The following is a 23,842-nucleotide window of genomic DNA, read 5'->3' on the forward strand; positions in this document are numbered from 1 at the left end:
AGAGATGACCGCTCTGCTCGTCGTCGCCACGCATGGCGTCGATGCTAAGTCACGGGGATCCACCTGTCGATCCCTTCAACCTTCTTTTTCAGCAGCCTGCTAGGCGACCTACGCGTCGAGCGGCGCGTGCCGGCGCACGTCTCGACGGATGCCGTCGACGATGGCCTGCATCGGCGTTCCCGGCAGGTAGATGCCGCGGACACCGATCGCCTGGAGACGCGGGACGTCCTGGTCGGGGATGATGCCGCCCACCAGCACCAGCACGTCGTGCAGCCCCTCCGCGCGCAGCAGTTCCATCAGGCGGGTGCACACGTGCAGGTGCGCGCCAGACAGGATCGACAGGCCGATCACGTCGGCATCCTCCTGCAGGGCGGCCGACACGATCTGCTCGGGCGTCTGCCGGAGGCCCGTGTAGATCACCTCCATGCCGGCATCCCGCAAGGCCCGCGCGATGACCTTGGCCCCGCGGTCGTGGCCGTCGAGTCCCGGCTTGGCAATCACCACGCGAACGGGACGCTCACGCATCACAGATAGCCTTCATCGAGGGGGCCTTCGTCATTCGGCCTTCGGCCTTCGTTGTGCCCTTCACGCGTCGACCTTTCCCTCTTCGACCTTCGACCTTCGGCATTCGGCATTCGGCATTCGGCATTCCGAGCGCTCAGAACTCCGTGCGCTCGGTGTACTCCCCCCACACCTCCCGCAGCGCATCGCACATCTCGCCGACGGTGGCGTGGGCCCGCACCGCCTCGAGGATCGGCTCCATCAGGGGGCCATCGCCCCGCGCGGCCTGCTGCAGGCCGTGCAGCGCGGTCGTCACACGCGCGGCATCGCGCGCGGCCTTGATCTCGGCCACACGCGCCAGTTGCTGCGCGCCGACCTCGTCATCGATGTACAGGATTGGCAGCGGCGTCTCCTGCGCCGCGACGTGGGCGTTGACCCCGACGACCGTGCGGCGGCCGGACTCGACCGCCTGCTGATCGCGATAGGCGCTCTCGGCGATCTCCCGTTGCGGATAGCCCTGCTCGATCGCCGCGACCATCCCCCCCATGCGGTCGATGCGCTCCATGTAGGCCAGGGCCTCGGCTTCGATCCGGGTGGTCAGCGCCTCGACGTAGTACGACCCGCCGAGCGGATCGACGACGTCGGCGACGCCGCTCTCGTGGGCGATGACCTGCTGCGTGCGCAGGGCCAGCGTCGCCGCCTCGGTGGTCGGCAGCGCGAGCGCCTCGTCGAGCGAATTGGTGTGCAGCGAGTTGGTGCCGCCGAGCACACCCGCGAGCGCCTGGAGCGTCGTGCGCACGACGTTGTTGTAGGGCTGCTGCGCGGTGAGCGTGACACCGGCCGTCTGGGTGTGGAAGCGGAGCTGCCACGACTTCTCGGATCGGGCCCCGAACCGGTCGCGCATCACCCGCGCCCAGAGGCGCCTGGCCGCGCGGTACTTGGCAATCTCCTCGAAGAAGTCGTTGTGCGCGTTGAAGAAGAACGACAGCCGCGGCGCGAACGTGTCGACGTCCAGCCCGGCGTCGACGCCCCATTGCACGTACTCGATGCCGTCGCGAAGCGTGAAGGCCAGTTCCTGCGCGGCCGTCGCCCCGGCTTCGCGGATGTGGTAGCCGCTGATCGAGATGGTGTTCCAGCGCGGCACGTGCGCGGCACAGAAGCGGAAGACGTCGACGACCAGGCGCATCGAGGGACGCGGCGGGTAGATGTACTCCTTCTGTGCGATGAACTCCTTCAGGATGTCGTTCTGGATGGTCCCCGACAGCTGGCTCCACGGCACCCCCTGGCGCTCGGCGACCACCAGGTACATCGCGAACAGGATCGACGCCGGCGAGTTGATCGTCATCGACGTGGTGATGGCCCCGAGGTCGATGCCGTCGAACAACGCCTCCATGTCGGCCAGCGTCACCACGCTGACGCCGCACTTGCCGACCTCGCCGAGCGATAGCGGATGATCGGGATCGCGCCCCATCAGCGTCGGCAGGTCGAAGGCCACACTCAGGCCCGTGCCGCCGGCCGCCAGCAGGTCGCGGTAGCGGCGGTTGGTGTCGGCCGCGCTGCCGAAGCCGGCAAACTGCCGCATGGTCCACAGCTTGCCGCGATAGCCGGAGGCGTGGATGCCGCGCGTGTAGGGAAACTGCCCGGGGTCGCCGAGGTCACGCCCGTAGTCGATGCGCGACGTGTCCTCCGGCGTGTAGGCCGCTGGCGCGGTGGCCGGCGTGTCCGCGGGCGTCATCCCGTCACCTTGACGCCCGTGAGGCGGCGCGGGGCATCAGCCGCGTCGCCCGCCTTCACCTCGATGAGGAAGTCCCCGGCCGGCAGGCTCGCGAGCGGGATCTCCGCCTCGTGCGTGAACGGACTGCCCGCCGGCGCCGCCCGGACCACGAGGGCACTCATGCCATCGCCGGTGCGACTCATCAGACGGATGGCCGGCTCTGCGCCGGTCACGTGCACACGCAGCAGCAGCTTCTCCGTCCGGCTGAACTGCCGCGCCGCGGTCGGCTGCGCCGTGGGTGCGGCCACCAGCGCCTGCAGGTCGCGCGCCGTGCGGGCCCGGAACAGCGCCGGCGTGCCGACGACCTGCGGCTCCTTCGTGAAGTCGGGCACCGCAATCTCGATCACGTCGGACTGGAGCACGCCACCGCCGGTGCCTTCGGCCGACACCTTGACCTGGGCCGCCCCCGGCGTGATCAGGAACGACGTCTGTCCGCCGCCCGGTGAGGGCGCGGCACCGGCCGCGCCGGCTGCCGCCACCTTGCCGCGGTAGACGGGTCCTTCGGCCTCGTTGACGGCCATCACCGTGACCTGCGATACCGGCTCGCCGGTCGACGGAGGACCTCCCGTGGCGCCGCCCACGGGTTCCCACGAGAACATGACGCGGGTCTTGCCGCTCGCATCCGGGGCGTAGCCGACCCACGTCCGCACCGTCCGCGCCCGCGCCACCTTGTCGATCTCGGACAACGCCACGTTGACGTCCGGCGGGGGGCCGGGCTTGGGTGGCGCCATCACGGCGGCCGCCTCGTCCGCCCGCAACGCCCAGTACCCCTTGCGGGCCCGGACCTCGATGCCCGGCCGCTTCACGCGAACGCGAATCTGGTGGAACTTGCCGTCGGTCGGCGCCGCAGAGGACGAGTAGCCGAGCAGGTAGTAGGCGCTCGCGTCGCGCATCATCTGCGCCAGGCCGCTGCCGAGGTCGTTGCTGTTGATGATGGCGCGGCCGTCGGTCTCCTCGGCCATCGTCTGCAGCGATTCGATCGTGGTCCGCAGCGAGTTGGCGTCCATCGTCAGGCCGACGCCCTCGTTGATGTCGAACTCGAAGCCGGCCAGGCCGCGCGGATCGAGCATGTACATCGAGACGTTGTTCCGATTGGCGTCCGTGGTGACGTCCCGCATCAGCATGCGGATGTCCATGTCCCCGAAGAAGCGGTTGCGGTCCTCGGCCATGGCGCCCACAGGATCGATGGACGCATCCCCGGTCAGCGCCGACGTGCCGCGTCCCACCATGCCGGAGCTGGCGTTGTTGCCACGCAGTTGCGGCGGCAGGTAGTCCGTGTAGCCCTCGCTGACGACGATGACCGTCTTGCGCCCCTCGCGCATGCCGCCCAGCCGCGTCATCAGGCCGCGCAGCGCCGACAGGCTGACCTGATTGCGAATGCGCTCGACGATCTGCGTCGGGTAGTTGGCGTACTGCTCCTCGTACATGTTGCGGGGCGGGATGTACTGGTACTTGCGCCCCTGCCAGCTGAGAATCTGCTGGATGACGGCCTTCTTGTTGCGCGTGAAGCTGACGGCGCGCAGCGGATCGAGCGGATACATCATCGCGATCATGTCGAGCGGGCCGACCTGCGTCTCGATGAACTTGACGAGCGGCGCCTTGACGGCCAGGCTGGCCCCGAGCCGCACGTGATAGTCGTCGAAGAAGATGACGAACAGCCGGACGTCGTCACGCCGGGCCTCGCTCTCCTCGGCGTAGATCGAGTTGATCTCGCGCGGCGCCGACTCGCCGGGCGGCGGGTTGCCGTCGACGCGAATCAGTTTGAACGTCTCGATGGACTGCGGCTGGCCATCCTCCAGGACTTCGAAGTCTTCCGGCTTCAGGTCGGCGACCGGCCGCCCCTGCTTGTCGGTGACGATGGCGTCGACGCGCACGAAGTTGATGTCCGTGCGGAACGTCGGCTGCGGCGGCGGCGCGTTGGGATCCGCCGGCGCCTGAGGGTCGGGAGCCGGCGCGGGCTGGCCTGCCGGGGTGCCGGCAGCGGGACGCGGCTGGGCAGGGGGGGGCGACGGCTGCTGCGCCGCTACGCCGACGAGCGTCGCCACCAGCGTCAGAGAGACTGCGACACTCCGAAACCCTGTCCTGATCATGCGTGAGAGTGATGATAGCATCACGATTCGAGGCACTTCCGGTGCGGGATTGCTCCCTTTTGACGCCCCGCCGTGCCCTCGCGGTCGGCTCGCTCACGCGCAGTCGCCCCCCGGCGTCGACGGGCCGCCCCCGGCCATCCGCCCCCTCGCAAGGACGCTCCAGTGACCACGCCCGCTGTGACCCTGCCTGACGCCCTGACCACCCTCACCGAGGACGAACGCCTGCTCCGGCAGAGCGTCCGTGAGTACGCCGCACAGGAACTCGCGCCGCGGGCGCGCGCCATGGACGAGGCCGCGCGGATGGACCCGGCGCTGGTCTCCAGCCTGTTTGCGATGGGGCTGATGGGCATCGAGGTGCCCGAGCGCCTCGGCGGCCAGGGCGGCACCTTCTTCCACTCCGTGCTCGTCGTCGAAGAGCTGTCGCGAGTGGATCCGTCGGTGGGCGTGCTGGTGGACGTCCAGAACACCCTCGTCATCAACGCCCTGCTCCGCTGGGCCAGCGACGACCAGCAGCGCGAATGGCTCCCGCGGCTGGCGGGCGAGGCCATCGGCGCCTACGCGCTCTCGGAGGCCGGCTCGGGCAGCGACGCCTTCGCCCTCACCACGCGGGCGGTGCGCGACGGCGACAGCTACGTGCTGGACGGCCGCAAGCTCTGGATCACAAACGGCGCCGAGGCGGAGCTCTTCATCGTGTTCGCCACCGTGGATCCGGCCGCCGGCTATCGCGGCATCACGGCCTTCCTGGTGCCGCGAGACACGCCGGGCTTTGCCGTCGGCAAGAAGGAAGACAAGCTCGGCATCCGCGCCAGCAGCACCTGCGAGCTCGTCTTCGAGTCGTGCCGCGTGCCCGCCTCGCACGTCCTCGGCGACGTCGGCAAGGGCTACAAGGTCGCCATCGAAACGCTGAACGAGGGCCGCATCGGCATCGGCGCCCAGATGCTCGGGCTGGCGCAGGGCGCGCTCGACCATGCGGTGCGATACACGAAGACACGCACGCAGTTCGGCAAGGCCATCGCCGACTTCCAGGGCGTCCAGTTCCAGTTGGCCCGCGCGGCGATGGAGGTCGAGAGCACGCGGCTGCTCGTGTACAACGCGGCGCGCTTGCGCGATGCGAAGCTGCCCTTCCTCACCGAGGCCGCGATGTGCAAGCTGCAGGCCTCCGAGGTGGCCGAGCGCACCGCCTCGCTGGCCATCAATCTGTTCGGGGGCTACGGCTTCGTGAAGGACGCGCCGGTCGAGAAGCTGTATCGGGACGCCAAGATCGGGCAGATCTACGAGGGGACGTCGAACCTGCAGTTGCAGACGATTGCCCGGGCGCTGCTGGCATGACCGAGCCGCTGCTCCTCAATCACGTCTTTCGCGTCGTCGACGGCGAGACGTTTGCCGCGGCCCGCGACTCGGCCTGGCTGCGCGAGCTCTTCGCGCCGTCGGAGCTGAGGACCACGCGTCGCCCCGACTGGACCTACACGGGCCTCTACTGGTACGGCACCACGACGTACCTGGAGCTGTTCGAGGAAGGGGCCCAGGGCCCCCCAGGCGCCAGCGGCATGGCCTTCGCGATCGAGACGCCAGGCGCCACGGCGGCCATCGCCGCCGCCTGGCGCGACACACTCGGGGAGGCGGAACACCGCCTCGTCGTGCGGCCCCTCGGCGACGAGGCCGTGCCCTGGTTTCACATCGCGAACGCGCTGCCGGACCATCGCGGCCGCCTGAAGCTCTGGTCGATGGAGTACCACGCCGACTTCCTGGCCTCGTGGCACCCAGCCCACACCGGGGCCCGCGGCATCACCCGCGCCGAGATTCTCGAGCGCTACGCCGCACTGAGCGCCGGCCCCGCCTCGCCCCTGCTGGACGACGTCGTGGCGGTGACGCTGGCCGTGACGCCGGGCGAGCGCGGCTTCTTCGAGCGCCACGCCGCGGCCTTCGCGGTCGAGACGCGCGACGTCGGCGCGTCGCGCGTGCTGTCGAACGGCGACCTGACGATCGGCCTGTCCGAGGCCGACGATGGCCGGCACGGCGTGCAGGAGATCGTGTGCCGCCTGCGCCGCGCCGCCGGCCGGGAGGTCCTCCGCATCGGCCGCAGCACGATCACGGTGGACGGCGATCGACTGGTGTGGAAGTTCAGGGACGTGTAGCGCCCTGCTGTCCCTCGTAGCGCACGACCAGCAGCGAGACGTCGTCGCCGGCCGGACGCCCGTCGCGGAAGCGCACCGAGGCATCGAGCAGGGTGCTGGCCATCTCCGAGGGTGTACGCCCTGCCACCGTCGCCAGCGTGGTGGCGACGCCGTTGGGGCCGAAGTCCTCGCCGGTGTGCGCGGTGGACTCGCTGACGCCATCGCTGTAGATCACCAGCGCATCGCCAGGCTCCAGTTGAAGGGTCTCGACCTCCCACGACCCGAACGGGAGCAGACCCAGGACGGGACCGCCGGCCTCGAGCGTCGTCACCTCGCCGGACCTGCGGACGAGCACCGGTGCGCAGTGCCCGGCATTGGCGAGTTCGAGCCGCCCGTCCGGATACAGGACCGTGGCGCCCAGCGTGAGGTACTTGTTGCCGGGACTGTAGTTCAGCAACTGGGTGTGCAACGTGGGCAGGATCTGCGACAGCGGCTGCCCGAGGTCGTGCAGGAGCCGCAGCATCCCGGTGGCCAGCGCCATGATCAGCGAGGCGCCCACGCCCTTGCCCGAGACATCCCCCAGCGTCAGTGCCAGGCTGCCGTCCGGGCGGGTGACGCCCTGGTAGAGATCGCCGCCGACCGACGCGGCCGACTCGGTGGTCGCGAAGGTCGTCGCGAACGACACCTCGGGCGGCGCCTGCAGCAGCGCCGCCTGGATGTCCTTGGCGAGCGTCATCTCGTGCTCGTACTTGGCCTTGGCGCGGGCTTCCTTGTAGAGACGCGCGCTGTCGATGGCCATGGCCGCATCGGCCGCCAGCGACTCGAAGATCGCGATCTCCTCGCGCGGCACGACCTGCGTGCTGGCCGTCCGTGCCACCAGCAGCGCCCCCACGGCGTCGAGTCGACCGATGAACGACGAGTCGTCGGCCAGCGCGCGGCGCGCCACCATCAGCGGCGTCGCGACCATGTCGGGTCGCGTGCCCGTCGCGGCCCCGATCAGCGTCTCGTGCATCGCCTGGCTGGTGATGGTGCGATGCCCCTTGACCGCCTGCCGGAGCAGGTCGAGTTCCTGCTGCGCCACGGGCCCTGCCGCGAGCTTGGGCAGGCGCAGCACCAGCTCGAGCTTCTGGTCGCCGTTGATCAGCGCCAGCGCGCCGCTCTCGGCGCGCATGATGCGGATGGCCGATCGCAACACGGCCGCGAGCACCTCCGGCAGCACGGCGGCACTGTTCAACTGCCGCGCGACGTCGAGCAGTTCCTGCAGATGGCGCACGCCCGTGCTGCGGTCGTCCATCCCGGCCGACTCGAGCAGCGACGCGATGGTCTCCGACACCACCTCGAACTGCACCTGCCGGCCGAACCGCACCCGATCACCGTCGCTCAGGATGTGGGCGTGGACCCGCTGATCGTTGACGTACGTGCCGACGGCACTGCCGAGATCTTCCAGGACGAGCGTGCCCTCCCGGCGGACCAGCTGCGCATGGCGACGAGAGACACTGGGTTCGGAGAGGACCACGCCCGACAGCGGGTCGCGACCGATGATGATGGGCTGGTCACCGGGGACGATCTCGGTCGTCGCTTCGGGCGAGCTGGGCACGAGCTTCAGGCGGGCGGGAGGCATGCGATTCGCGTTAGTTCAGGCTTACGTCGTCACGTGGTAGGCTGGCATCCATGCGCAGCCTGGAGGAGCCGGAGGCCCCCCGAGGGCGCGGTCTGCTGTGGATTCTACTGGGCATCGCGATGCTGGGCGGCCTGGCCGTCTGGTACGTCGCGGACCGGTCCGCACCGACGGGCCGCCCCGTGAGCCCCTCGGCGACCGCTCCGACGTCGGACGCCCCACCTTCGAGCAACGTTCCGCCGAGCTCGACCGAACGAAACGCGCCGGCGACCGACCCGCGCACGCCGGTCGAGCGCGCCGCGCGGTCCACCGTGTCGGCGCGGCCGATGCCACCACCGGCCACACCGCCGCCAGCCGCCCGCGAACTGCGCGTCACCAGCGACGTGCCCGGCGCCTACGTCTTCCTGGACCGGAAGTTCCTTGGCACGACGCCCCTGACCTCACGGGACGTCACGCCGGGCCCCCATCAGCTCAACGTCCAGGTCGAAGGCCGCCCGCCCGTGGTGCGCAGCGTGGACATCACGCCGGAGGGCGTCACCGACATCGCGGTCACCCTGCCCGCCGCCGCGTCGACGCCCGCCGCCGCCGCGGCCCTCGCCGCCGAGGTCGCCGTCGTGCATCAGCACGCCGTCGGGTCCTGCGAAGGCACCTTGCGGGCGTCCGGCGACGGCCTGCGCTACGAGACCACCCACAAGGACGCCTTCTCGCTGCCCTTGGCCCAGGTCGAGACGTTCACGATCGCGTACACCGAGAAGCGGCTGCGCCTGAAGCAGCGCGGCGGTCGCACCTGGAACTTCACGACCAGGGCCGCCACGGCCGACCCGCTGTTCGTCTTCCACCGCGACGTCGACGCCGCACGCCCCCGGTAGCTACGCGTCCCTCAGCCAGGCGCCAGGCCCCTCGAGGAACGCCTCGTAGTCGGTCAGCACGGCATGCGGGGCCGGGATGTGGGCATTGAACTGCTCCACCGAGAAGGTCGTCGCCACGCCGACGCAGACCATGCCGGCCCCGACGGCGGCCGCCACGCCGATCGGCGCGTCCTCGAAGGCCAGACACTCGTCCGGCGGCACCTGCAGTCGCTGCGCGGCCAGCGCGAAGACGTCCGGGAATGGCTTGCCGCGCGGCACTTCGTCCCCGCGCGCGATGATCGTCAGGCGGGCATCCAGGCCCGTCTCCGCGAACGTGTGCACGACGTTCTTGAGCGGCGCCGACGTGGCCACCGCGACGCCGATGCCATGCGCCTCGAGTCGGGCGAGCAGGGTCAGCGCCCCGCGCACCGGCACCAGCCGGCCACGCGACAACTGCCGGTAGGCCCCCTCCTTGTCCTCTTCGAGTTGCAGCATCTCGTCCATCGACATCTCGCGCTCGAACAGCATCGGGAAGATCTCGCTGTTGCGCTTGCCGTCGATGCGGCGACGCAGGTCCATCGTCAGCGGCGGTAACCCGTGCGCCTCGGCGAACCGCTCGAACGCCTGCGCGTGCAGCGACATGTTGTCGACGAGTGTGCCGTCCAGGTCGAAGACGACGGCGCGGGGGCGAAAGGCAGACAGATCGGTCACAGGGTCTCAGGTCTCAGGTCTCAAGGCTGGCCATGACGAGGCGACTGTAGAGTGGCACGAACCCGCGGCGCTGGACGTTGGCCTGCGAGCGCGATCCCGGCTCCACGGTGACGACGGCGAGATCGCACCGCTCGGCGCGCGCCTCTTCCAGGCGGGCCGAGAGCAGCGCCGACTGCACGCCACGGCGCCGGTGCGTCGGCAGCGTCGCGGCGCCGCAGAACTGATAGATGCCCTCGTCGACGCGGGCCGAGGCCGCGCCGGCCGGCACGCCGTGCAGGTGCGCCACGTACCGGCGCACCTCTCCGACACCGGCGAACTGCTCGACCACCATCTCGAGCGCGCTGGTGTCGTAGTGCTCGGCGGGAGCCTCGCGCCCGTCCACGGTCTCGGCGGCGGCGAACCCCTCCACCGAGATGCGGGCCCACTCTGCCTCGGGACCGCGGGTCACGGTCAGGCCATCGGGCAGCACCTGCGGCAACAGCGCGCCGATCTCGCATCCGAGCACCATCTCGATGCGCTGCAGGCGGTAGCCGCGCTCCTCGAGCCGGCGCACCGAGTCGACGTCGGCGAGCGTGGAGAGGTCCCCTCCCGGTCGCTCGTCGAACGGCGCGTACGCGCGCTCGATGGCATCGATGTTCTCGTCGGTGAGGGGCTCGGCGATCGCCACGCCGATCACCTTGGTCATCGGGGAGCCCGGGCCGCAGTAGACGGCCGCGCCGGCCCCGACGCGCAGGCCGAACGCGGCGGTGCGCCCGGACCTCTGCGTCACGTCGGCCATCGCGAGGCTCAGTCGTGTTTCTGCGGCCTCGATGCGCCTCGCCAGCGCAATCGTGCCGATCACCCGAGCACCGCGTCGGCGATGATCATGCGCTGGACTTCGGACGTCCCCTGGTAGATTTCCGTGGCTCGCACGTCGCGGAACAGGCGTTCGACGGTCGACCCACGGCGATAGCCTTCCGAGGCAAGAATCTGCATCGCGCGATCGGCAGCCGCGTGCGCCGCCTCGGACGCCGCCAGCTTCGCCATCGACGCCTCGAGGGTGCCGCGCAGCCCGCGCGCGCGTGTCGTGGCGGCCTGCCAGGTGAGCATCCGGGCGGCCTCGAGCCCGGTCGCCATGTCGGCGAGCATGAACTGGATGGCCTGGTACTGGGCGATGGGCTGGCCGAACGCCACGCGCCGCTTCGCGTAGCCGAGGGCTTCCTGGAGGGCGGCTTCGCCGACGCCGAGGGCCTGCGCGGCAATCGCCACGCGCCCGCCATCGAGCGCCTCCATCGCGATGCCGAAACCCTGGCCCGGCTGGCCAATCAGCTGACTGGCATCGACGAACACATCGTCGAGCCGCAGGTCCATGCAGCCGAGACCGCGTACGCCGAGCGAGTCCGTGCGGTTGCGTCGCACCAGTCCCGGCGCGTCCATCGGGAGCAGGAACGCCGAGATGCCGCGGGCGCGCAGGTCGGGCCGCGTGGCGGCGAACACGATGGCGACATCGGCCGCCTCTGCGTTGGCGACCCAGACCTTGCTGCCGCGCAGGCGATATCCGACACCATCGGCGGTGGCCGTGGTCTGCTGGTTCGCGGCGTCGGAGCCCGCCTGCTCCTCCGACAAGGCAAAGGCGCCGATGGCCTCGCCGCGCGCCACGCGACGCAGCCACTGGTCGCGCTGCGCGTCGGTGCCGTGCCGCAGCAGGGTCTCGGCGACGAGGGAGTTGTTCACCGAGAGGATGACCGCCACGGTGGCGCTGGCGTGTGCCACCGCTTCGAGCGCGAGCACATACGCGACGTCGTCTTCCCCGGCCCCTCCCCACGCCTCGGGGAGGGTCACGCCCATCAGGCCCAGCGTGCCGGCCTGCGCGATGAGGTCGCGCGGGAAGGCGCCCTGCTCATCGATCGCGGCGGCACGCGGCGCGACATGCTCGGCCGCGAACTGCCGGGCGCGCGCCGCGAAGGCGTGCTGTCGTTCGGTGGGCTGGACCTTCACGCCCGTAGGCTATCAGAGGGCGGCGGTGGCGGCGTCGGCGAAGAGGGGACGCAGGCGCAGCGCGGTGGCCTCGAGGGCCTCCGGCAACACGCGGGTCTCACCGACGGTGGTCATGAAGTTGGTGTCGCCGTTCCAGCGTGGCAGCAGGTGGATGTGCAGATGATCGGCCACCCCCGCGCCAGCCGCCCGGCCGATGTTGATGCCGACGTTGATGCCGTGCGGCTGATAGGCCGCCCGCAGCACGATCTCGGCGCGCTGGGTCAGCTGCATCAGTTCGTGCAGCTCCTCGGGCGTCGCCTCGGCCAGAGTCGCGATGTGGCGCCCCGGCACGACCATCAGATGGCCGTTGTTGTAGGGGAACAGATTGAGGATGACGTAGCAGGTGGTGCCGCGCTGGACGATGAGCGAGGCCTGGCCGGCGTCGGCACCGGCATCGGCCGTGCAGAACACACACCCCGGCGGGGCGTGACCGGCGGTCACGTACTGCAGGCGCCAGGGAGACCAGAGATGATCCATCACCTCAGGACGCGACCGGCGCGGGGTCGGCCTCGGGCAGGACGATCTCGGCGTCGGTGCCTGCGCTGGCGTTGATGATGTCCTTCAGTTCCTTGCCCGGCTTGAAGTAGGGCACGTGCTTGGAGGGCACGTCCACACGGTCGCCGGTCTTCGGATTGCGGCCCTTGCGGGGCTCGCGACGACGCAGGCGGAAACTGCCGAAGCCCCTGAGCTCGACCTTGTCGCCCGCGTGGAGGGCACGGATGACCGACAGGAAGACCGTCTCGACGATGAGCTCGGCGTCCTTCTTGGTGAGTTCCGAGACGCGGGAGACCTCTTCGACGAGATCCGCCTTGGTCATGAGTGCCTCGACATAAAAAGACGCCGGGCGGAGGCAGCCCCTCCGCCCGGCGTCGATGGGGCGACTAGCCCTGCTGCTTGAAGTGATCGCCCAGCGTGGCACCGCCGGTGGAGGCGGCTTCGCTGATGTACTGGCCCCAGTCGGCGCGGTAGTTGTCGTCCTTGAGCGCACGAATGCTCAGGCCGACCTTGCGCTCCGACGGGCTCAGCTTGATCACCTTCATCGGGTAGGCCTGCTCGACCACGAGCTCGACCTTCTCCTGGCCACTGTCCGCATCGAACTCGGACACGTGGATGAGCCCCTCGATGCCCTCGGCCAGCTCGACGAACGCGCCGAACGAGGTCATGCGGACGACCTTGCCCTCGACGATGTCACCGACCTGGACGCGACCGAAGAAGTCGTCCCACACGTCGGCCGCGAGCTGCTTGAGGCCGAGCGAGAGCCGCTGGTTCTCGGCGTCGATGTTGAGCACCATGGCCTCGACCACGTCGCCCTTCTTCAGCATCTCCGACGGGTGCTTGAGGCGCTTGCTCCACGACATGTCCGAGATGTGGATCAGGCCGTCGATGCCGTCCTCGACCTCGACGAACGCGCCGAACTCGGTCAGGTTGCGGACCTTGCCCTTGATCTTCGTGCCCACCGGGTACTTGTCGGTGAGCTCGTGCCACGGGTTGGTCTCGACCTGCTTCAGGCCGAGCGAGATGCGGCGGGCCGACGGATCGACACCGAGCACCATCGCCTCGACGCTGTCGCCGACGTTGAGGATCTTCGACGGGTGCTTGACCCGCTTGCTCCACGACATCTCGCTGACGTGGATGAGGCCCTCGACACCCGGCTCGAGTTCGATGAAGGCGCCGTAGTCGGTGAGGCTGACCACGCGGCCGGTGACGCGCGCCGTGACCGGGTAGCGCTCCACCACGTCCGACCAGGGGTCGGTCGTCAGCTGCTTGTGGCCGAGCGACACGCGCTCGTTCTCCGGGTCGAACTTGAGGACGATGACTTCGACCTCGTCGTTGACCTTGAACAGCTCCGACGGGTGCTGGACGCGGCCCCACGACATGTCCGTGATGTGGAGCAGGCCGTCGATGCCGCCGAGGTCGATGAACGCACCGTAGTCGGTGATGTTCTTGACCACGCCGCGCATGACCTTGCCTTCCGCCAGCGTCTCGAGCGTGTGCTTCTTCTTCTCGGCGTTCTCCTCCTCGAGGAGGACCTTGCGCGAGAGGACGATGTTGCCGCGCTTCTTGTTGACCTTGATGACGCGCATGCGCAGTTCCTGGCCCTTGAGGGCGTCCAGGTTGCGCACGGGACGAACGTCGATCTGGCTGCCGGGCAGGAAGGCGCGGACACCGATGTCCACCGCGAGACCGCCCTTGATGCGCTCGATGACGCGGCCGATGACCACCTTGCGATCGGCGAAGGCCTTCTCGACCTCGTCCCAGATCTTCATCTTCTCGGCCTTTTCGCGCGAGAGGACGATGTGGCCGTCACGATCTTCGGTGCGCTCGAGCAGCACGTCGACCGTGTCGCCGGGCTGCACGATGACTTCACCGTTCTCGTCGAGGAACTCGTCGAGAGGAATCATCCCCTCGGACTTGAACCCGACGTCGACAATCACCGCCGAGGCGGACACTGAGAGGACCGTGCCCTTGACGACCTCGCCTTCCGTGATGTTCCGGAAGCTGTTGTCGTACAGGTCGAGCAGGCTGGCGAAGTCCTGCGCGTCCATCTCCTGATCATCTGCCGTCCACATGGGCTTCGTGGTCGCGGCAGCGGACTGCCGGGCAGATACTTCGCGCACTTCCGGCTGGTCCGTAAGTTGATCTGACATGCGTGGTAAATCCTCCTCGGTGGCGTTTGCCGGTCTTTACAGCGCCGGCGGCTGTCGGTTGTGGCACGCGCTATGCGGGCAACCTACGGAATCTACACCATTTAGCGCGCGCCCGTCAAAACGCCCGACGCCTACGGACGCGCCTGGGCGGCGCGGACCAGGGCCAGCACCTGCGCCACGACGTCGTCGATCGGCAGGCCCGTGGTGTCGATGTAGGTGGCGTCGGACGCCTGCGTCAACGGCGACACCGTCCGGCTGCGGTCGCTGTGGTCCCGCTGGGTGAGCGCGGTCGCAATGGTCGAGACATCGCCGCCGCTGGCCGCATGCGCCGTGTCGCCGGCGCGCCGACGGGCCCGCTCCTCGGCCGAGGCGTCCAGGAAGATCTTCACGTCGGCCTGGGGCAACACGACGGTGCCGATGTCCCGCCCCTCCATGACCAGGTCGCCATCGGCGGCGTAGCCGCGCTGCCGGGCCACCAGGGCGTCGCGCACCGGGGCCAGGCGCGCGACTCGGGCCGCCGCCGCATCCATGTCGGGCGTCCTGATGGCGCGCGTCACGTCGTGACCGTCGATGACGACGCGGCCCTGCTCGGCCTGCAGGGCGGCATCCCGGGCGACCGAGGCCACCCCGGCCTCATCGTCCAGACTCACCCCGCGATCGAGCGCCCGCCACGCCACCGCGCGGTACATCGCGCCCGTGTCCACGTGCCGGCACCGCAACGCCTCGGCGATGGCTCGCGCCACCGTGCCCTTCCCTGCCCCTGACGGCCCATCGATTGCGATCAACACGGCGCACAGGATACCCGCCTTCGCCCGAGTCCCAGAGCGGCGACCTGCGAAGGATGCCTGATGGCTCCGCCGGCGACTGTAGCCGTCGACCTTCAGGTCGACGGTCCGTTCGCGGGTCGCCCCTACAATGCCAGCGTGCGTCTGCTGCTGATGGGGGGCGTCGTCGTGCTCGCGCTGCTGCTGGTCGGCTGGCTCGGCCTGTCGCAGAGCCGGTACGGACGCGCGATGTCGCTGCTCGTCCGGATGGGCAAGGTGCCGGGCCCGGTGGCCGCGCACATCGGCGGCTGGCAGACGACCACGGTGGACCGCGTCATGCTGTCGTTCACCGGACGGCACGGCGACCGTGTCGCCAGACTCTACCGCCCGCAGCGCGTCCGCACGCGCCCGCTCCTGCTCAGTGGTGGCGTCCACGCACTCGGCATCGACGAACCGCGCCTCATCGCCTTTGCCGAGGCGCTCGCGCGGTCCGGCACGCCGGTCGTGACGCCGTCGCTGCCCGATCTCAAGGAGTACCGCATCACGCCGCGCCTCACCGACGACATCGAGGACGCCGCGCTGGCCGTCCTCGCGGCGGCCGAGGTGCCACAGGATGCCGACGGCCGCATCGGGCTGCTCGGCATCTCCTTCGCGGGCGGTCTGTCCATCGTCGCCGCCGGGCGCGAGGCGCTGCGCGACCGGGTGGGCTTCGTGTTCTCGGTCGGGGGGCACGCCCGCCTGCCCGGCGTCATGCGCTACCTGTGCACCGGCCGGCAGCCAGACGGCCGCCTGCATCCGCCGCACGAGTACGGCGCCGTCATCCTGCTGACCAACGTGGCCGAGGACGTCGTGCCGGCCGCCCAGGTCGCCCCGCTGCGCGCCGCGGTCCATCAGTTCCTGCATGCGTCGCACGTCGACATGTTCGACAAGCCGCAGGCGGCCGTGGAGTTCGCCCGCGCACGCGCGATGGAAGAGGGCCTCCCGCCAGAGGCGCAGTCGCTCATGCACCTGGTGAACACGCGCGACGCCGCCGGCCTCGGCACACGCCTGCTGCCGTTCATCGACCGCTGGGGCGCCGATCCCGCCCTGTCGCCGGCCAGTTCGCCGGCCCCACGCGCTCCCGTCTTCGTGATGCACGCGCAGGACGACGACGTGATCCCCGACAGCGAGGCCCCGGCCCTTGGCGCGTTCCTGCGCGGGCACGGCACGCCCGCGCGCGTCCACGTGACCTCGCTCATGAGCCACGCCGAGGTGGCACGCCCACCGACGGCGGGTGAACTGCTCACGCTGGTGCGGATGTGGGCGGAGTTGCCGTGGTGACGAGAGAATGCCGCGATGCCGGAACGCCGCAATGCCGAAGGCCGCGATGCCGAAGGCCGCATGCTCGATGCGACGGCAGAGGCAACGTGATGACAGGCCGTCACGCCGGCCGCCAGTGAGATCTCGCCACGTCACGCGACGCAAGCTGCTCGAACGTTGCAGTTGATGCCACACCGCGAAGGGCGCGGTGGTGTTGAAGCTGCGACGTGGAGGCATCGCTCGGTGCGGGACCGCGCGCGAACCGCCTGTGCGTGAACTGGCATGGGACGTGCCATCACCTCAGGCATGCCGCGAGACATTCAGGAGCGGGCGTTCGCGCTTGCACTTCGCGTGGTGACTCTCGAACGAGACGACTCGTTCCGTGTCACCGTGCGGCGGGTGATCGTCGAACAGTTGGTCCGGGCGGCAACGTCCATCGGCGCGAATCTGGAGGAAGCGACGGGAGCGCAATCCAAAGCCGACTTCATCGCCAGAGTAGGCATCGCCCGCAAGGAGGCACGGGAGGTACAGTTCTGGCTTCGGCTGGGACAGGAAGCTGGGGTCGTGCAGGCCGCGGATTGGACCGGCCTGCTGCAGGAGGCGGAGGAGGTGTCGCGAGTGGTGTCGGCGATCGCCCGTAGCGCGAAGCGCTCAACGAGCCGCGGGGACTAGCCTGCGGCGAGAGTGCAATCCGGCATTCCCGGCATTCGGCATCGCGGCCTTACTTCGTTCGCTTCCGCGGCCCCCGCTTGGGGGCGACGGCCCGGGCGTACTCCTTGAGCGTGATCTTCTTCGAGACGCGCTTCCTGGCCGCCTTCTTGGTCACGCGGGGCTTGCCGCCGACCGTGCGCGTGATGTGCTTGGGCGTCGGCGCGTGGCCGAAGCGGACGCCGGCCTGGGGCTCGGTGCTGGTGCGGGTCTTCGCCGGCGCGGGGCCCGCGGCGAGACCGGCGTCGGCCCGCAGTTGCTGCACCTCCGCCGGGCGCAGCTCGCGGTACATGCCGGGCTTCATGCGGCGATCGGTCAAGGTGCCGATGCTGGTGCGCGCCAGCGTGATTACCGGCAGGCCGACGGCCTGGCACATGCGACGCACCTGGCGGTTGCGGCCCTCGTGGATGACGATCTGCAACAGGGACTGCTCACCCGAGCTCTTGGTGAAGCTCTCGATGATGCGCACCCTCGCCGGTGCCGTGCGGCGGCCATCGAGCGGCACGCCCCCCTCGAGGCGGCGCAGGGTCTCGGTGGTCGGCACACCGAAGACGCGCACCTCGTAGGTGCGCGGCACCTCGTGACGCGGGTGCGTGAGCCGGTCGGCGAGCTCGCCGTCGTTGGTCAGCAGAATCAGCCCTTCGGAGTCGAAGTCGAGACGTCCGACCGGATAGAGGCCCTGGCCGGCCTGGCCGAGGAGCGTCAGCACGGTCGGCCGACGCTGTGGATCCGACCGGGTCGTGACGTAGTGCACCGGCTTGTAGAGCAGGATGTACCGGCGCGGCACGGCCGTGTGCAGGCGACGACCGTCGACCTCGATGCGATCGACATCGGGATCGGCCTTGGCGCCGAGCTCGCTGGCGACCTCGCCGTTGACCCGCACGCGGCCTTCGGTGATCAGCGCTTCAGCCACGCGTCGCGATGCGACACCGGCGGCCGAGAGAATCTTCTGCAGTCGCTCCTGGGGCATGGTGCGAGGCTCCCGCCTCAGCGTTCCTCGTCTGGGGTGTCGGACGCGGCCGGCGCATCGGCATCGGCCGGCGCCTCGACGTCCGTCGCCGGGGCAGGCGTGGCCACCCGCGCCGTGCCCACGGGCATCGTCGGGCCGGCCGCCAGCGCCGCGGCTGCGGCACGCAGTTCCTCTTCCTCGAACAGCAGCGGCTCGACCGGCGCCGCGTCGTCGAAGGGCAGCGACACGCCGTCGTCTTCGTCCACCGGCGTCGGCAGATCGAACCCGAGGGCCTCGGACATGTCCTCGACCTTCGGGAGATCGCTGAGGTCCTTGAGACCGAACTTGTCGAGGAACTCGCGGGTCGTGCCGTACATGAACGGACGACCGACGACCTGCTTGCGGCCGACGATCTTCACGAGCTTGCGGTCCAGCAGCGTGTTGAGCACGCCCGTGGTGGCGCTGACGCCGCGAATCTCGGCGATCTCGCCCGAGGTCACCGGCTGCTTGTAGGCGATGACCGCGAGCGTCTCGAGCGCCTGCACCGACAGCTTGGACGTCGTGCGTTCCTTGAACAGGCGACGCACCCACTCGTAGAGCTCGGGCCGCGTGACGATCTGGAACCCGCCCGCCACCTCGACGAGCTGCAGGCCGTCGGATCGCAGGTAGGAGTCGCGGACCTCCCCGAGCGCCGCCTCGATGTCCTCCTTCGGCTGGTCGTCGAGCAGGCGGCTCATCGCCTTGAGCGTGAGCGGCTCCGGCGAGGCGAAGATCAGCGCCTCGACCACCGGCTTGAGCGGATGCGGCGCGCGCGGCGCGTTGGCGACCTCGGCCGGATCGAAGAGCTCGGGGTCCCGCAGTTCGCCGGTGATCGCCTCGAAGTCGCTGGCCGACATCGAGTCCTCGCGGACCACCTTGCTGTTGCCATCCGCGTCGTCGACGTCCGTCGGGCCAGCCACCGCGTCGTCGTCGACCGGGGGCGCGGACGATGCGTCCGTCTCGTCGGGCGCGGGCACGGTCTCGGTCTCGGTCTCGGCCGGTGCGACGGCGGTGGACGCACGCCCCTTGCCGCGGCGGCCCCGTGGCGTGGGCGCCGGGGCGTCGTTGACGTCGTCTTCGACGGTCACGTCAGGTGTCTGCTCGTCGCTCATGACTGCGATCCGGGCGTACCTTGCGGCCGCGCGGCAGGCTCGTGGTAATCGATCGGGCGCGGCGCGTCCAGCGGACGGTCACGCTTGTAGACCCGGATGGGGCCACCGGTGCCGCTCTGGAACACCCGCAGCACCTTCAGGCGAATCATCTCCAGCACGGCCAGGAACGTGACGATCAGGTGAGCGTTGCCCGCCACGTCGTCGAAGAGCTCCTCGAACCCGACGGCCTCGACGCCCTCGAGCCGATGCAGCAACTGCTCGATCCGCTGCTCGATGGACATCTGCTCCATCGGCAGGTAGGTCACCGGCCGCTGCTTCGCGCGCTCGACGACGGCCTTGAAGGCCGTCATGAGACTGAAGAGATCGACCTCGAGCTCGGGTTCCTTGTCGAGACCTTCGCCGGCCAGCGCGGCGATGCGCTCGTCCGGCCGCGCCCACTGGGCACTGCGGACGGTTTCCTTGTCGTGCAGCAGTTCGGCCGCGGCCTTGAACTTCTGGTGCTCGACGAGCCGGCGGACCAGCGCTTCGCGCGGGTCCTCTTCCGGGTCCTCCTGCTCGGGCGCGGGGCGCGGCAGCAGGCTGCGCGACTTGATGTGGATCAGCGTCGCCGCCATCACGAGGAAGTCGCCGGCGACGTCGAGCTGCAACTCCTCCATCAACCCGATGTAGTCGAGATACTGCCGCGTGATCAGCGCGATCGGGATGTCGTAGATGTCGAGTTCGTGCTTCTTGATCAGGTGCAGCAGCAGATCGAGCGGCCCCTGGAAGACCTCGAGCTTCACGGGGAAGCGCTCGAGCGACGACTCGAACCCCTCGACTCCGCTCGGGGCTCCTCCCCGGGTGGCCGCCGGGCCTGCGGCCTGCTCGTCGCTCGGTGCAGAGCCGTCGTCCCGGCGTGTCCTGGAGCGCGCCATCAGTACGCCAGGTGCAGCGCGTCACGGACACGCTGCATGGTCTGCACGGCGACCGCGCGCGCCTTGCGCGACCCCTCGTGGATGATCTCGCGCACCCGCTCGGGATGCGCTTCGAGCACCGACCGCCGCTCGCGCAGCGGCTCCAGCGCGGTATTGAGGGCCTTCGACAGCTTCTTCTTGACCTCGACGTCGCCGACGCGGCCCTCGCGGTAGCGCGTCTTGAGGTCCTCGACCTCGTCGCGATCCGGATTGAAGGCATCGTGATAGACGAACACCGGATTGCCTTCGACGGTCCCGGGAATGTCGGCCCGCACACGCTTGGGGTCCGTGTACATCGCGCGGACCTTGGTCTCGACGTCGGCGGCGCTGTCCGAGAGGTCGATGGTGTTCTGGTAGCTCTTGCTCATCTTCCGGTTGTCGAGCCCCGGCAGACGCGGGAAGTTCGTCAACAGGGCCTGCGGCTCCACGAAGATGCTGCCGTGCATGTGATGGACCCGGCGCACGACCTCGCGCGAGAGCTCGAGATGCGGCACCTGGTCCTCGCCGACCGGCACGAAGTGGGCGTCGTAGATGATGACGTCGGCGGTCTGCAGCAGCGGGTAGCCGAGGAACCCGTAGGTGGTCAGGTCCTTCTCGGTCAGCTGGTCCTGCTGCTCCTTGTACGTGGGCACGCGCTCGAGCCACGGAATCGGGATCATCATCGACAGCAGCAGGTGCAGTTCGGCGTGCTCGGGCACCAGCGACTGGACGAAGATGGTCGCCCGCTCGGGGTCGACGCCGGCCGCGATCCAGTCCATGACGTTGTCGATCACGTACGACTGCAGCCGGCTGGTGTCGGCATAGTCGGTCGTGAGCGCATGCCAGTCGGCCGCGAAATAGAAGCAGTCGTACTGCGCCTGCAGCTCGGTCCAGTTCCGCAAGGCACCCACGAGGTGCCCCAGATGCAGCTTTCCGGTCGGGCGCATGCCCGAGACAACGCGCTTGGTCACAACAGCAATCCAGCGAGGAAACGGTACGGCGGTCCGATGATGGTGCCGAGGACGCCCGAAAGCATCAGCCCGTACAGGATGAAGATGCCGTACTGTCGGACCCCATCCCACCGGACGGCGAGTTGAGGCGGAAGCAGCGCCGCCACCACGTTGCTGCCGTCCAGCGGCGGCACCGGAATCATGTTGAAAACCGCGAGCACCACATTGATCGCGAAGAAGCCCCCCAACCGTTGCGGGTCTGCGCCAATGAGAAAGATCTCGAGGGGACGCGCCAACTCGACGCTACCAACGGAGGACGGGACCAGCGTCAGTGCCCGGAGCAGGCCACTCGCAAGGATGGCCAGCAGCACGTTGCTGGCAGGCCCCGCCAGCGCGATCCACATGAAGTCGCGACGAAAATTCTTCAGGTAGCGGCCATCGACCGGTACCGGCTTGGCCCACCCGAGCAGCGGCGCGCCAGTGCCCATGGCCAGCAGCGGCAGCAGCACGGTCCCGATCGGGTCGATGTGCACGAGGGGGTTGAGCGACAGCCGCCCCAGGTGCTTGGCCGTGGGATCGCCGAGGCGAAACGCCGCCCACGCGTGCGAGGCTTCGTGCACGGTGAGGGCCAGCAGCAGCCCGATGAACGCGAGAACTATTGAACTGATTTCCACGATGACAAAGACCCCATAGAGTATCAGCCAAGCCGGCAATTGCCGAATTCAGGCATCTCGCGCAGCGCCCCACCCTCTCCGCCCTCCGGCAGCGGGACAGGTCGACCGTCCGTGAAATTCTGAAATGCTGAAATTTCAGGCGCCCGTGGCGAAGTGGCGCAGGATGGCGTCGGCCGCCTTGGCGCCGACCACGGCGGTCAGATCCTCGCGGCTGGCCCGCCGCACGCCGGCCACGCTGCCGAAGGTGGTCAACAGCTGACGCCGGCGCCGCGGCCCCACCTGGGTGATGTCGTCCAGCTCGGACCGCAGGTCGCGACCGGCCCGGGCCGTGCGGTGGAAGGTCACCGCGAACCGATGCGCCTCGTCGCGGATCCGCTGCAGCAGGCGCAGCGCTGGTGTGCCCTGGCCGAACGCGATGGGGTCCTCGCGGTCCCGCGTGAAGACGAGTTCCTCCTGCTTGGCCAGCCCCACCGCCACGACGTGGTCCAGACCCAGCGCCTCGAGGGCCTCGTAGGCGGCGTTGAGCTGCCCCTTGCCGCCGTCGATCACGATCAGGTCCGGCCACGGCCCATCATCGTCGGCGACCTTGCGATACCGCCGCCCGACCACCTGGTGCATGGCCGCGAAGTCGTCGAGGAAACGGTTTCCGGTGTCCGGTTCCCGGTTCCCGGCCTCGCCCTTGATCCTGAACTTCCGATACTCCGACTTCTTCATCCGCCCGTCCTGGCAGACGACCATCGACGCGACGGTCTCGGCCCCCTGCAGGGTCGAGATGTCGAAGCAGTCGATGCGGCGCGGCAGGGCGGCCAGCCCAAGGGCCGCCTGTAAGGTCTCCAGCGCCTCGTGGTTGGCGGCGCCGTCCTCGTTGAAACGCGCATCGTAGGACAGCGCGGCGTTGCGGGCCGCCAGGTCGATCAGCGCCTTCTTGTCGCCCCGCTGCGGCACGCTGACCAGCACCTGTCGACCGGCGCGGGCCGACAACCACTCCGCCAGCAGGTCCATGTCGGGCAGCGCGACGGGCAGCAGCACTTCCGGGGGCGGCGCGTGATCGGCGTAGACATGGGCCACCGCCCGATCGAGCAGATCCTCGAGGCGCGCGTCACGGGCCTGATCGGCGTTGGTCACCATCTCCACGCGGTCGACGACGCGGCCCGACCTGACCTGGAAGAGCTGGACCACGGCCCCGCCGGGTCCCAGCTTGACGCCGATCGCATCGCGGTCGCCCATCCGCGGCGTCGCCATCTTCTGCTGTCGGTCCCGCAGGGTCTCGAGCGTCCGGATCGTGTCGCGCAGCTGCGCGGCCTGCTCGAAGCGCTCCTCGTCGGCCGCCGCGTACATCCGCGACTCGAGGTCGGCGACCAGTTCCTCGGTGCGGCCGTCGAGCAGCAGGCGGGCATCGCGGACGGCGTGCTGGTACTGGTCCTGCGTGCAGATCGTGGCGACGCACGGCGCCAGACACCGCTTGATGTCGTACTCGAGGCACGGCCGGCCCCGCTGGCCCGTGATCACCTCCCGGCACGACCGGATGCCGAACAGCTTGTGCGACAGGCTCCGCGTCTGCCAGGCGAGCGACGCCGGCATGAACGGTCCGGCGTAGTAGTCGCCGTCGTTGGCCACACGCCGCACGACCGAGACGCGCGGAAATCCCTCGGACGTGCTCAGCCGCAGGTACGGATACGTCTTGTCGTCGCGGAGCTTGATGTTGTACCGCGGTGACCGCTCCTTGATGAGGTTGTTCTCGAGCGCCAGCGCCTCGACGACCGAGTCGGTGACGATGACCTCGAGCCCGACGGCCTCGTCGAGCAGGGCCTCGGTCTTGGGCGACGTGCCGCGAGCGCCGAGGTAGCTGCGGACCCGGTCGCGCAGGGCGCGCGCCTTGCCCACGTAGATGGTCTCGCCCGCCCGGTTGAGGTAGAGATAGACCCCGGGCTGCTCCGGCAGACGGGCGATTTGGGGCTTGAGATCTTCAATCGCCATGGGCGTGCGCCTCGGGGCGCGACGGGGCGCCTGGCCGGTCGGGATGACGCGCCCGGCCGTGTGCCGGCCCGCGATCCCATCGGTCGGGTTGCAGGAGTCGACCCGGACCCTCCATTAT

The 23,842-nt window shown here is 69.6% G+C and carries 22 protein-coding genes; 5 read left to right on the plus strand and 17 right to left on the minus strand.

Features of this window, described 5'->3' with window-relative positions; genetic code table 11:
- Positions 1 to 108: 108 nt before the first annotated feature.
- The 3 genes from Q0C41_RS02330 to Q0C41_RS02340 all read right to left on the minus strand — a co-directional run bounded on the left by Q0C41_RS02330 (position 109) and on the right by Q0C41_RS02340 (position 4,320).
- Positions 109 to 525, minus strand: a complete 417-nt coding sequence (locus Q0C41_RS02330; RefSeq protein ID WP_291980837.1) for a cobalamin B12-binding domain-containing protein — start codon at positions 523 to 525, stop codon at positions 109 to 111.
- Positions 526 to 658: 133 nt separating this feature from the next.
- On the minus strand, positions 659 to 2,236 hold the full coding sequence (locus tag Q0C41_RS02335; protein ID WP_291980838.1) for a methylmalonyl-CoA mutase family protein: 1,578 nt from the start codon (positions 2,234 to 2,236) through the stop codon (positions 659 to 661).
- Entirely contained in the window at positions 2,233 to 4,320 is a 2,088-nt protein-coding gene (locus tag Q0C41_RS02340) for a VWA domain-containing protein (RefSeq protein WP_291980839.1), read from the minus strand. The genes Q0C41_RS02335 and Q0C41_RS02340 overlap by 4 nt, the downstream gene beginning before the upstream one ends.
- A 207-nt stretch (positions 4,321 to 4,527) precedes the next feature.
- On the opposite strand from Q0C41_RS02340, the gene Q0C41_RS02345 reads away from it, so the two are divergent.
- Together Q0C41_RS02345 and Q0C41_RS02350 are read left to right on the plus strand one after the other, a co-directional pair.
- Positions 4,528 to 5,694 carry an acyl-CoA dehydrogenase gene (locus Q0C41_RS02345; protein ID WP_291980840.1) on the plus strand — a complete coding sequence of 389 codons (1,167 nt, stop codon included), beginning with the start codon at positions 4,528 to 4,530 and terminating at the stop codon, positions 5,692 to 5,694.
- Positions 5,691 to 6,500: a DUF5829 family protein gene (locus Q0C41_RS02350; RefSeq protein WP_291980841.1), complete on the plus strand. Its 810-nt coding sequence runs from the start codon at positions 5,691 to 5,693 to the stop codon at positions 6,498 to 6,500. Before Q0C41_RS02345 ends, Q0C41_RS02350 begins: the two co-directional genes overlap by 4 nt.
- Here the strand turns inward: Q0C41_RS02350 and Q0C41_RS02355 are convergent.
- Entirely contained in the window at positions 6,487 to 8,100 is a 1,614-nt protein-coding gene (locus Q0C41_RS02355; protein ID WP_291980842.1) for a SpoIIE family protein phosphatase, read from the minus strand. The genes Q0C41_RS02350 and Q0C41_RS02355 overlap by 14 nt on opposite strands.
- A 50-nt stretch (positions 8,101 to 8,150) precedes the next feature.
- Here Q0C41_RS02355 and Q0C41_RS02360 point away from each other — a divergent pair, with 50 nt between their 5' ends.
- Positions 8,151 to 8,966, plus strand: a complete 816-nt coding sequence (locus Q0C41_RS02360; protein ID WP_291980843.1) for a PEGA domain-containing protein — start codon at positions 8,151 to 8,153, stop codon at positions 8,964 to 8,966.
- Here Q0C41_RS02360 and Q0C41_RS02365 read toward each other — a convergent pair whose 3' ends face one another.
- From Q0C41_RS02365 to cmk, 7 genes are all read right to left on the minus strand, one after another.
- Positions 8,967 to 9,656: an HAD family phosphatase gene (locus Q0C41_RS02365; protein ID WP_291980844.1), complete on the minus strand. Its 690-nt coding sequence runs from the start codon at positions 9,654 to 9,656 to the stop codon at positions 8,967 to 8,969. It lies immediately after the preceding gene.
- A gap of 13 nt (positions 9,657 to 9,669) precedes the next feature.
- Complete coding sequence (locus Q0C41_RS02370) at positions 9,670 to 10,497, minus strand: GNAT family N-acetyltransferase (RefSeq protein WP_291980845.1); 828 nt, start codon at positions 10,495 to 10,497, stop codon at positions 9,670 to 9,672.
- Entirely contained in the window at positions 10,494 to 11,633 is a 1,140-nt protein-coding gene (locus tag Q0C41_RS02375; RefSeq protein WP_291980846.1) for an acyl-CoA dehydrogenase family protein, read from the minus strand. The genes Q0C41_RS02370 and Q0C41_RS02375 overlap by 4 nt, the downstream gene beginning before the upstream one ends.
- Positions 11,634 to 11,645: 12 nt before the next feature.
- Positions 11,646 to 12,149 carry an HIT domain-containing protein gene (locus Q0C41_RS02380; RefSeq protein WP_291980847.1) on the minus strand — a complete coding sequence of 168 codons (504 nt, stop codon included), beginning with the start codon at positions 12,147 to 12,149 and terminating at the stop codon, positions 11,646 to 11,648.
- A 4-nt stretch (positions 12,150 to 12,153) separates the two neighbouring features.
- Complete coding sequence (locus Q0C41_RS02385; protein WP_367079089.1) at positions 12,154 to 12,546, minus strand: integration host factor subunit beta; 393 nt, start codon at positions 12,544 to 12,546, stop codon at positions 12,154 to 12,156.
- Between the two features lie 7 nt (positions 12,547 to 12,553).
- On the minus strand, positions 12,554 to 14,242 hold the full coding sequence (locus tag Q0C41_RS02390; protein ID WP_291980848.1) for a 30S ribosomal protein S1: 1,689 nt from the start codon (positions 14,240 to 14,242) through the stop codon (positions 12,554 to 12,556).
- Positions 14,243 to 14,451: 209 nt separating this feature from the next.
- Positions 14,452 to 15,108, minus strand: a complete 657-nt coding sequence (gene cmk / locus Q0C41_RS02395; protein WP_291980849.1) for a (d)CMP kinase — start codon at positions 15,106 to 15,108, stop codon at positions 14,452 to 14,454.
- 60 nt (positions 15,109 to 15,168) lie between these two features.
- Here cmk and Q0C41_RS02400 point away from each other — a divergent pair, with 60 nt between their 5' ends.
- Together Q0C41_RS02400 and Q0C41_RS02405 are read left to right on the plus strand one after the other, a co-directional pair.
- Positions 15,169 to 16,404, plus strand: a complete 1,236-nt coding sequence (locus Q0C41_RS02400) for a hypothetical protein (protein ID WP_291980850.1) — start codon at positions 15,169 to 15,171, stop codon at positions 16,402 to 16,404.
- A gap of 261 nt (positions 16,405 to 16,665) precedes the next feature.
- A complete protein-coding gene (locus Q0C41_RS02405) occupies positions 16,666 to 17,055 on the plus strand; it encodes a four helix bundle protein (RefSeq protein WP_291980851.1) in 390 nt (129 codons plus the stop codon).
- A gap of 49 nt (positions 17,056 to 17,104) precedes the next feature.
- Here the strand turns inward: Q0C41_RS02405 and Q0C41_RS02410 are convergent, their stop codons facing one another.
- The 6 genes from Q0C41_RS02410 to uvrC all read right to left on the minus strand — a co-directional run bounded on the left by Q0C41_RS02410 (position 17,105) and on the right by uvrC (position 23,724).
- Positions 17,105 to 18,061, minus strand: coding sequence for a pseudouridine synthase (locus Q0C41_RS02410; RefSeq protein ID WP_291980852.1), 957 nt, complete (start codon positions 18,059 to 18,061; stop codon positions 17,105 to 17,107).
- Positions 18,062 to 18,078: 17 nt separating this feature from the next.
- Positions 18,079 to 19,191: an SMC-Scp complex subunit ScpB gene (scpB, locus tag Q0C41_RS02415; protein ID WP_291980853.1), complete on the minus strand. Its 1,113-nt coding sequence runs from the start codon at positions 19,189 to 19,191 to the stop codon at positions 18,079 to 18,081.
- The gene (locus Q0C41_RS02420) at positions 19,188 to 20,105 is read right to left on the minus strand and encodes a segregation/condensation protein A (RefSeq protein WP_291980854.1); all 918 of its coding nucleotides are present in this window, start codon (positions 20,103 to 20,105) and stop codon (positions 19,188 to 19,190) included. The genes scpB and Q0C41_RS02420 overlap by 4 nt, the downstream gene beginning before the upstream one ends.
- The gene (gene trpS, locus Q0C41_RS02425) at positions 20,105 to 21,094 is read right to left on the minus strand and encodes a tryptophan--tRNA ligase (RefSeq protein ID WP_291980855.1); all 990 of its coding nucleotides are present in this window, start codon (positions 21,092 to 21,094) and stop codon (positions 20,105 to 20,107) included. The genes Q0C41_RS02420 and trpS overlap by 1 nt, the downstream gene beginning before the upstream one ends.
- A complete protein-coding gene (locus tag Q0C41_RS02430; protein ID WP_291980856.1) occupies positions 21,091 to 21,747 on the minus strand; it encodes a site-2 protease family protein in 657 nt (218 codons plus the stop codon). Before Q0C41_RS02430 ends, trpS begins: the two co-directional genes overlap by 4 nt.
- Before the next feature lie 135 nt (positions 21,748 to 21,882).
- Positions 21,883 to 23,724: an excinuclease ABC subunit UvrC gene (gene uvrC, locus Q0C41_RS02435; RefSeq protein ID WP_291980857.1), complete on the minus strand. Its 1,842-nt coding sequence runs from the start codon at positions 23,722 to 23,724 to the stop codon at positions 21,883 to 21,885.
- Positions 23,725 to 23,842: the final 118 nt, after the last annotated feature.

Origin of the sequence: Luteitalea sp. (assembly GCF_022842525.1) — a bacterium.
Taxonomy (GTDB): Bacteria; Acidobacteriota; Vicinamibacteria; order Vicinamibacterales; family Vicinamibacteraceae; genus Luteitalea.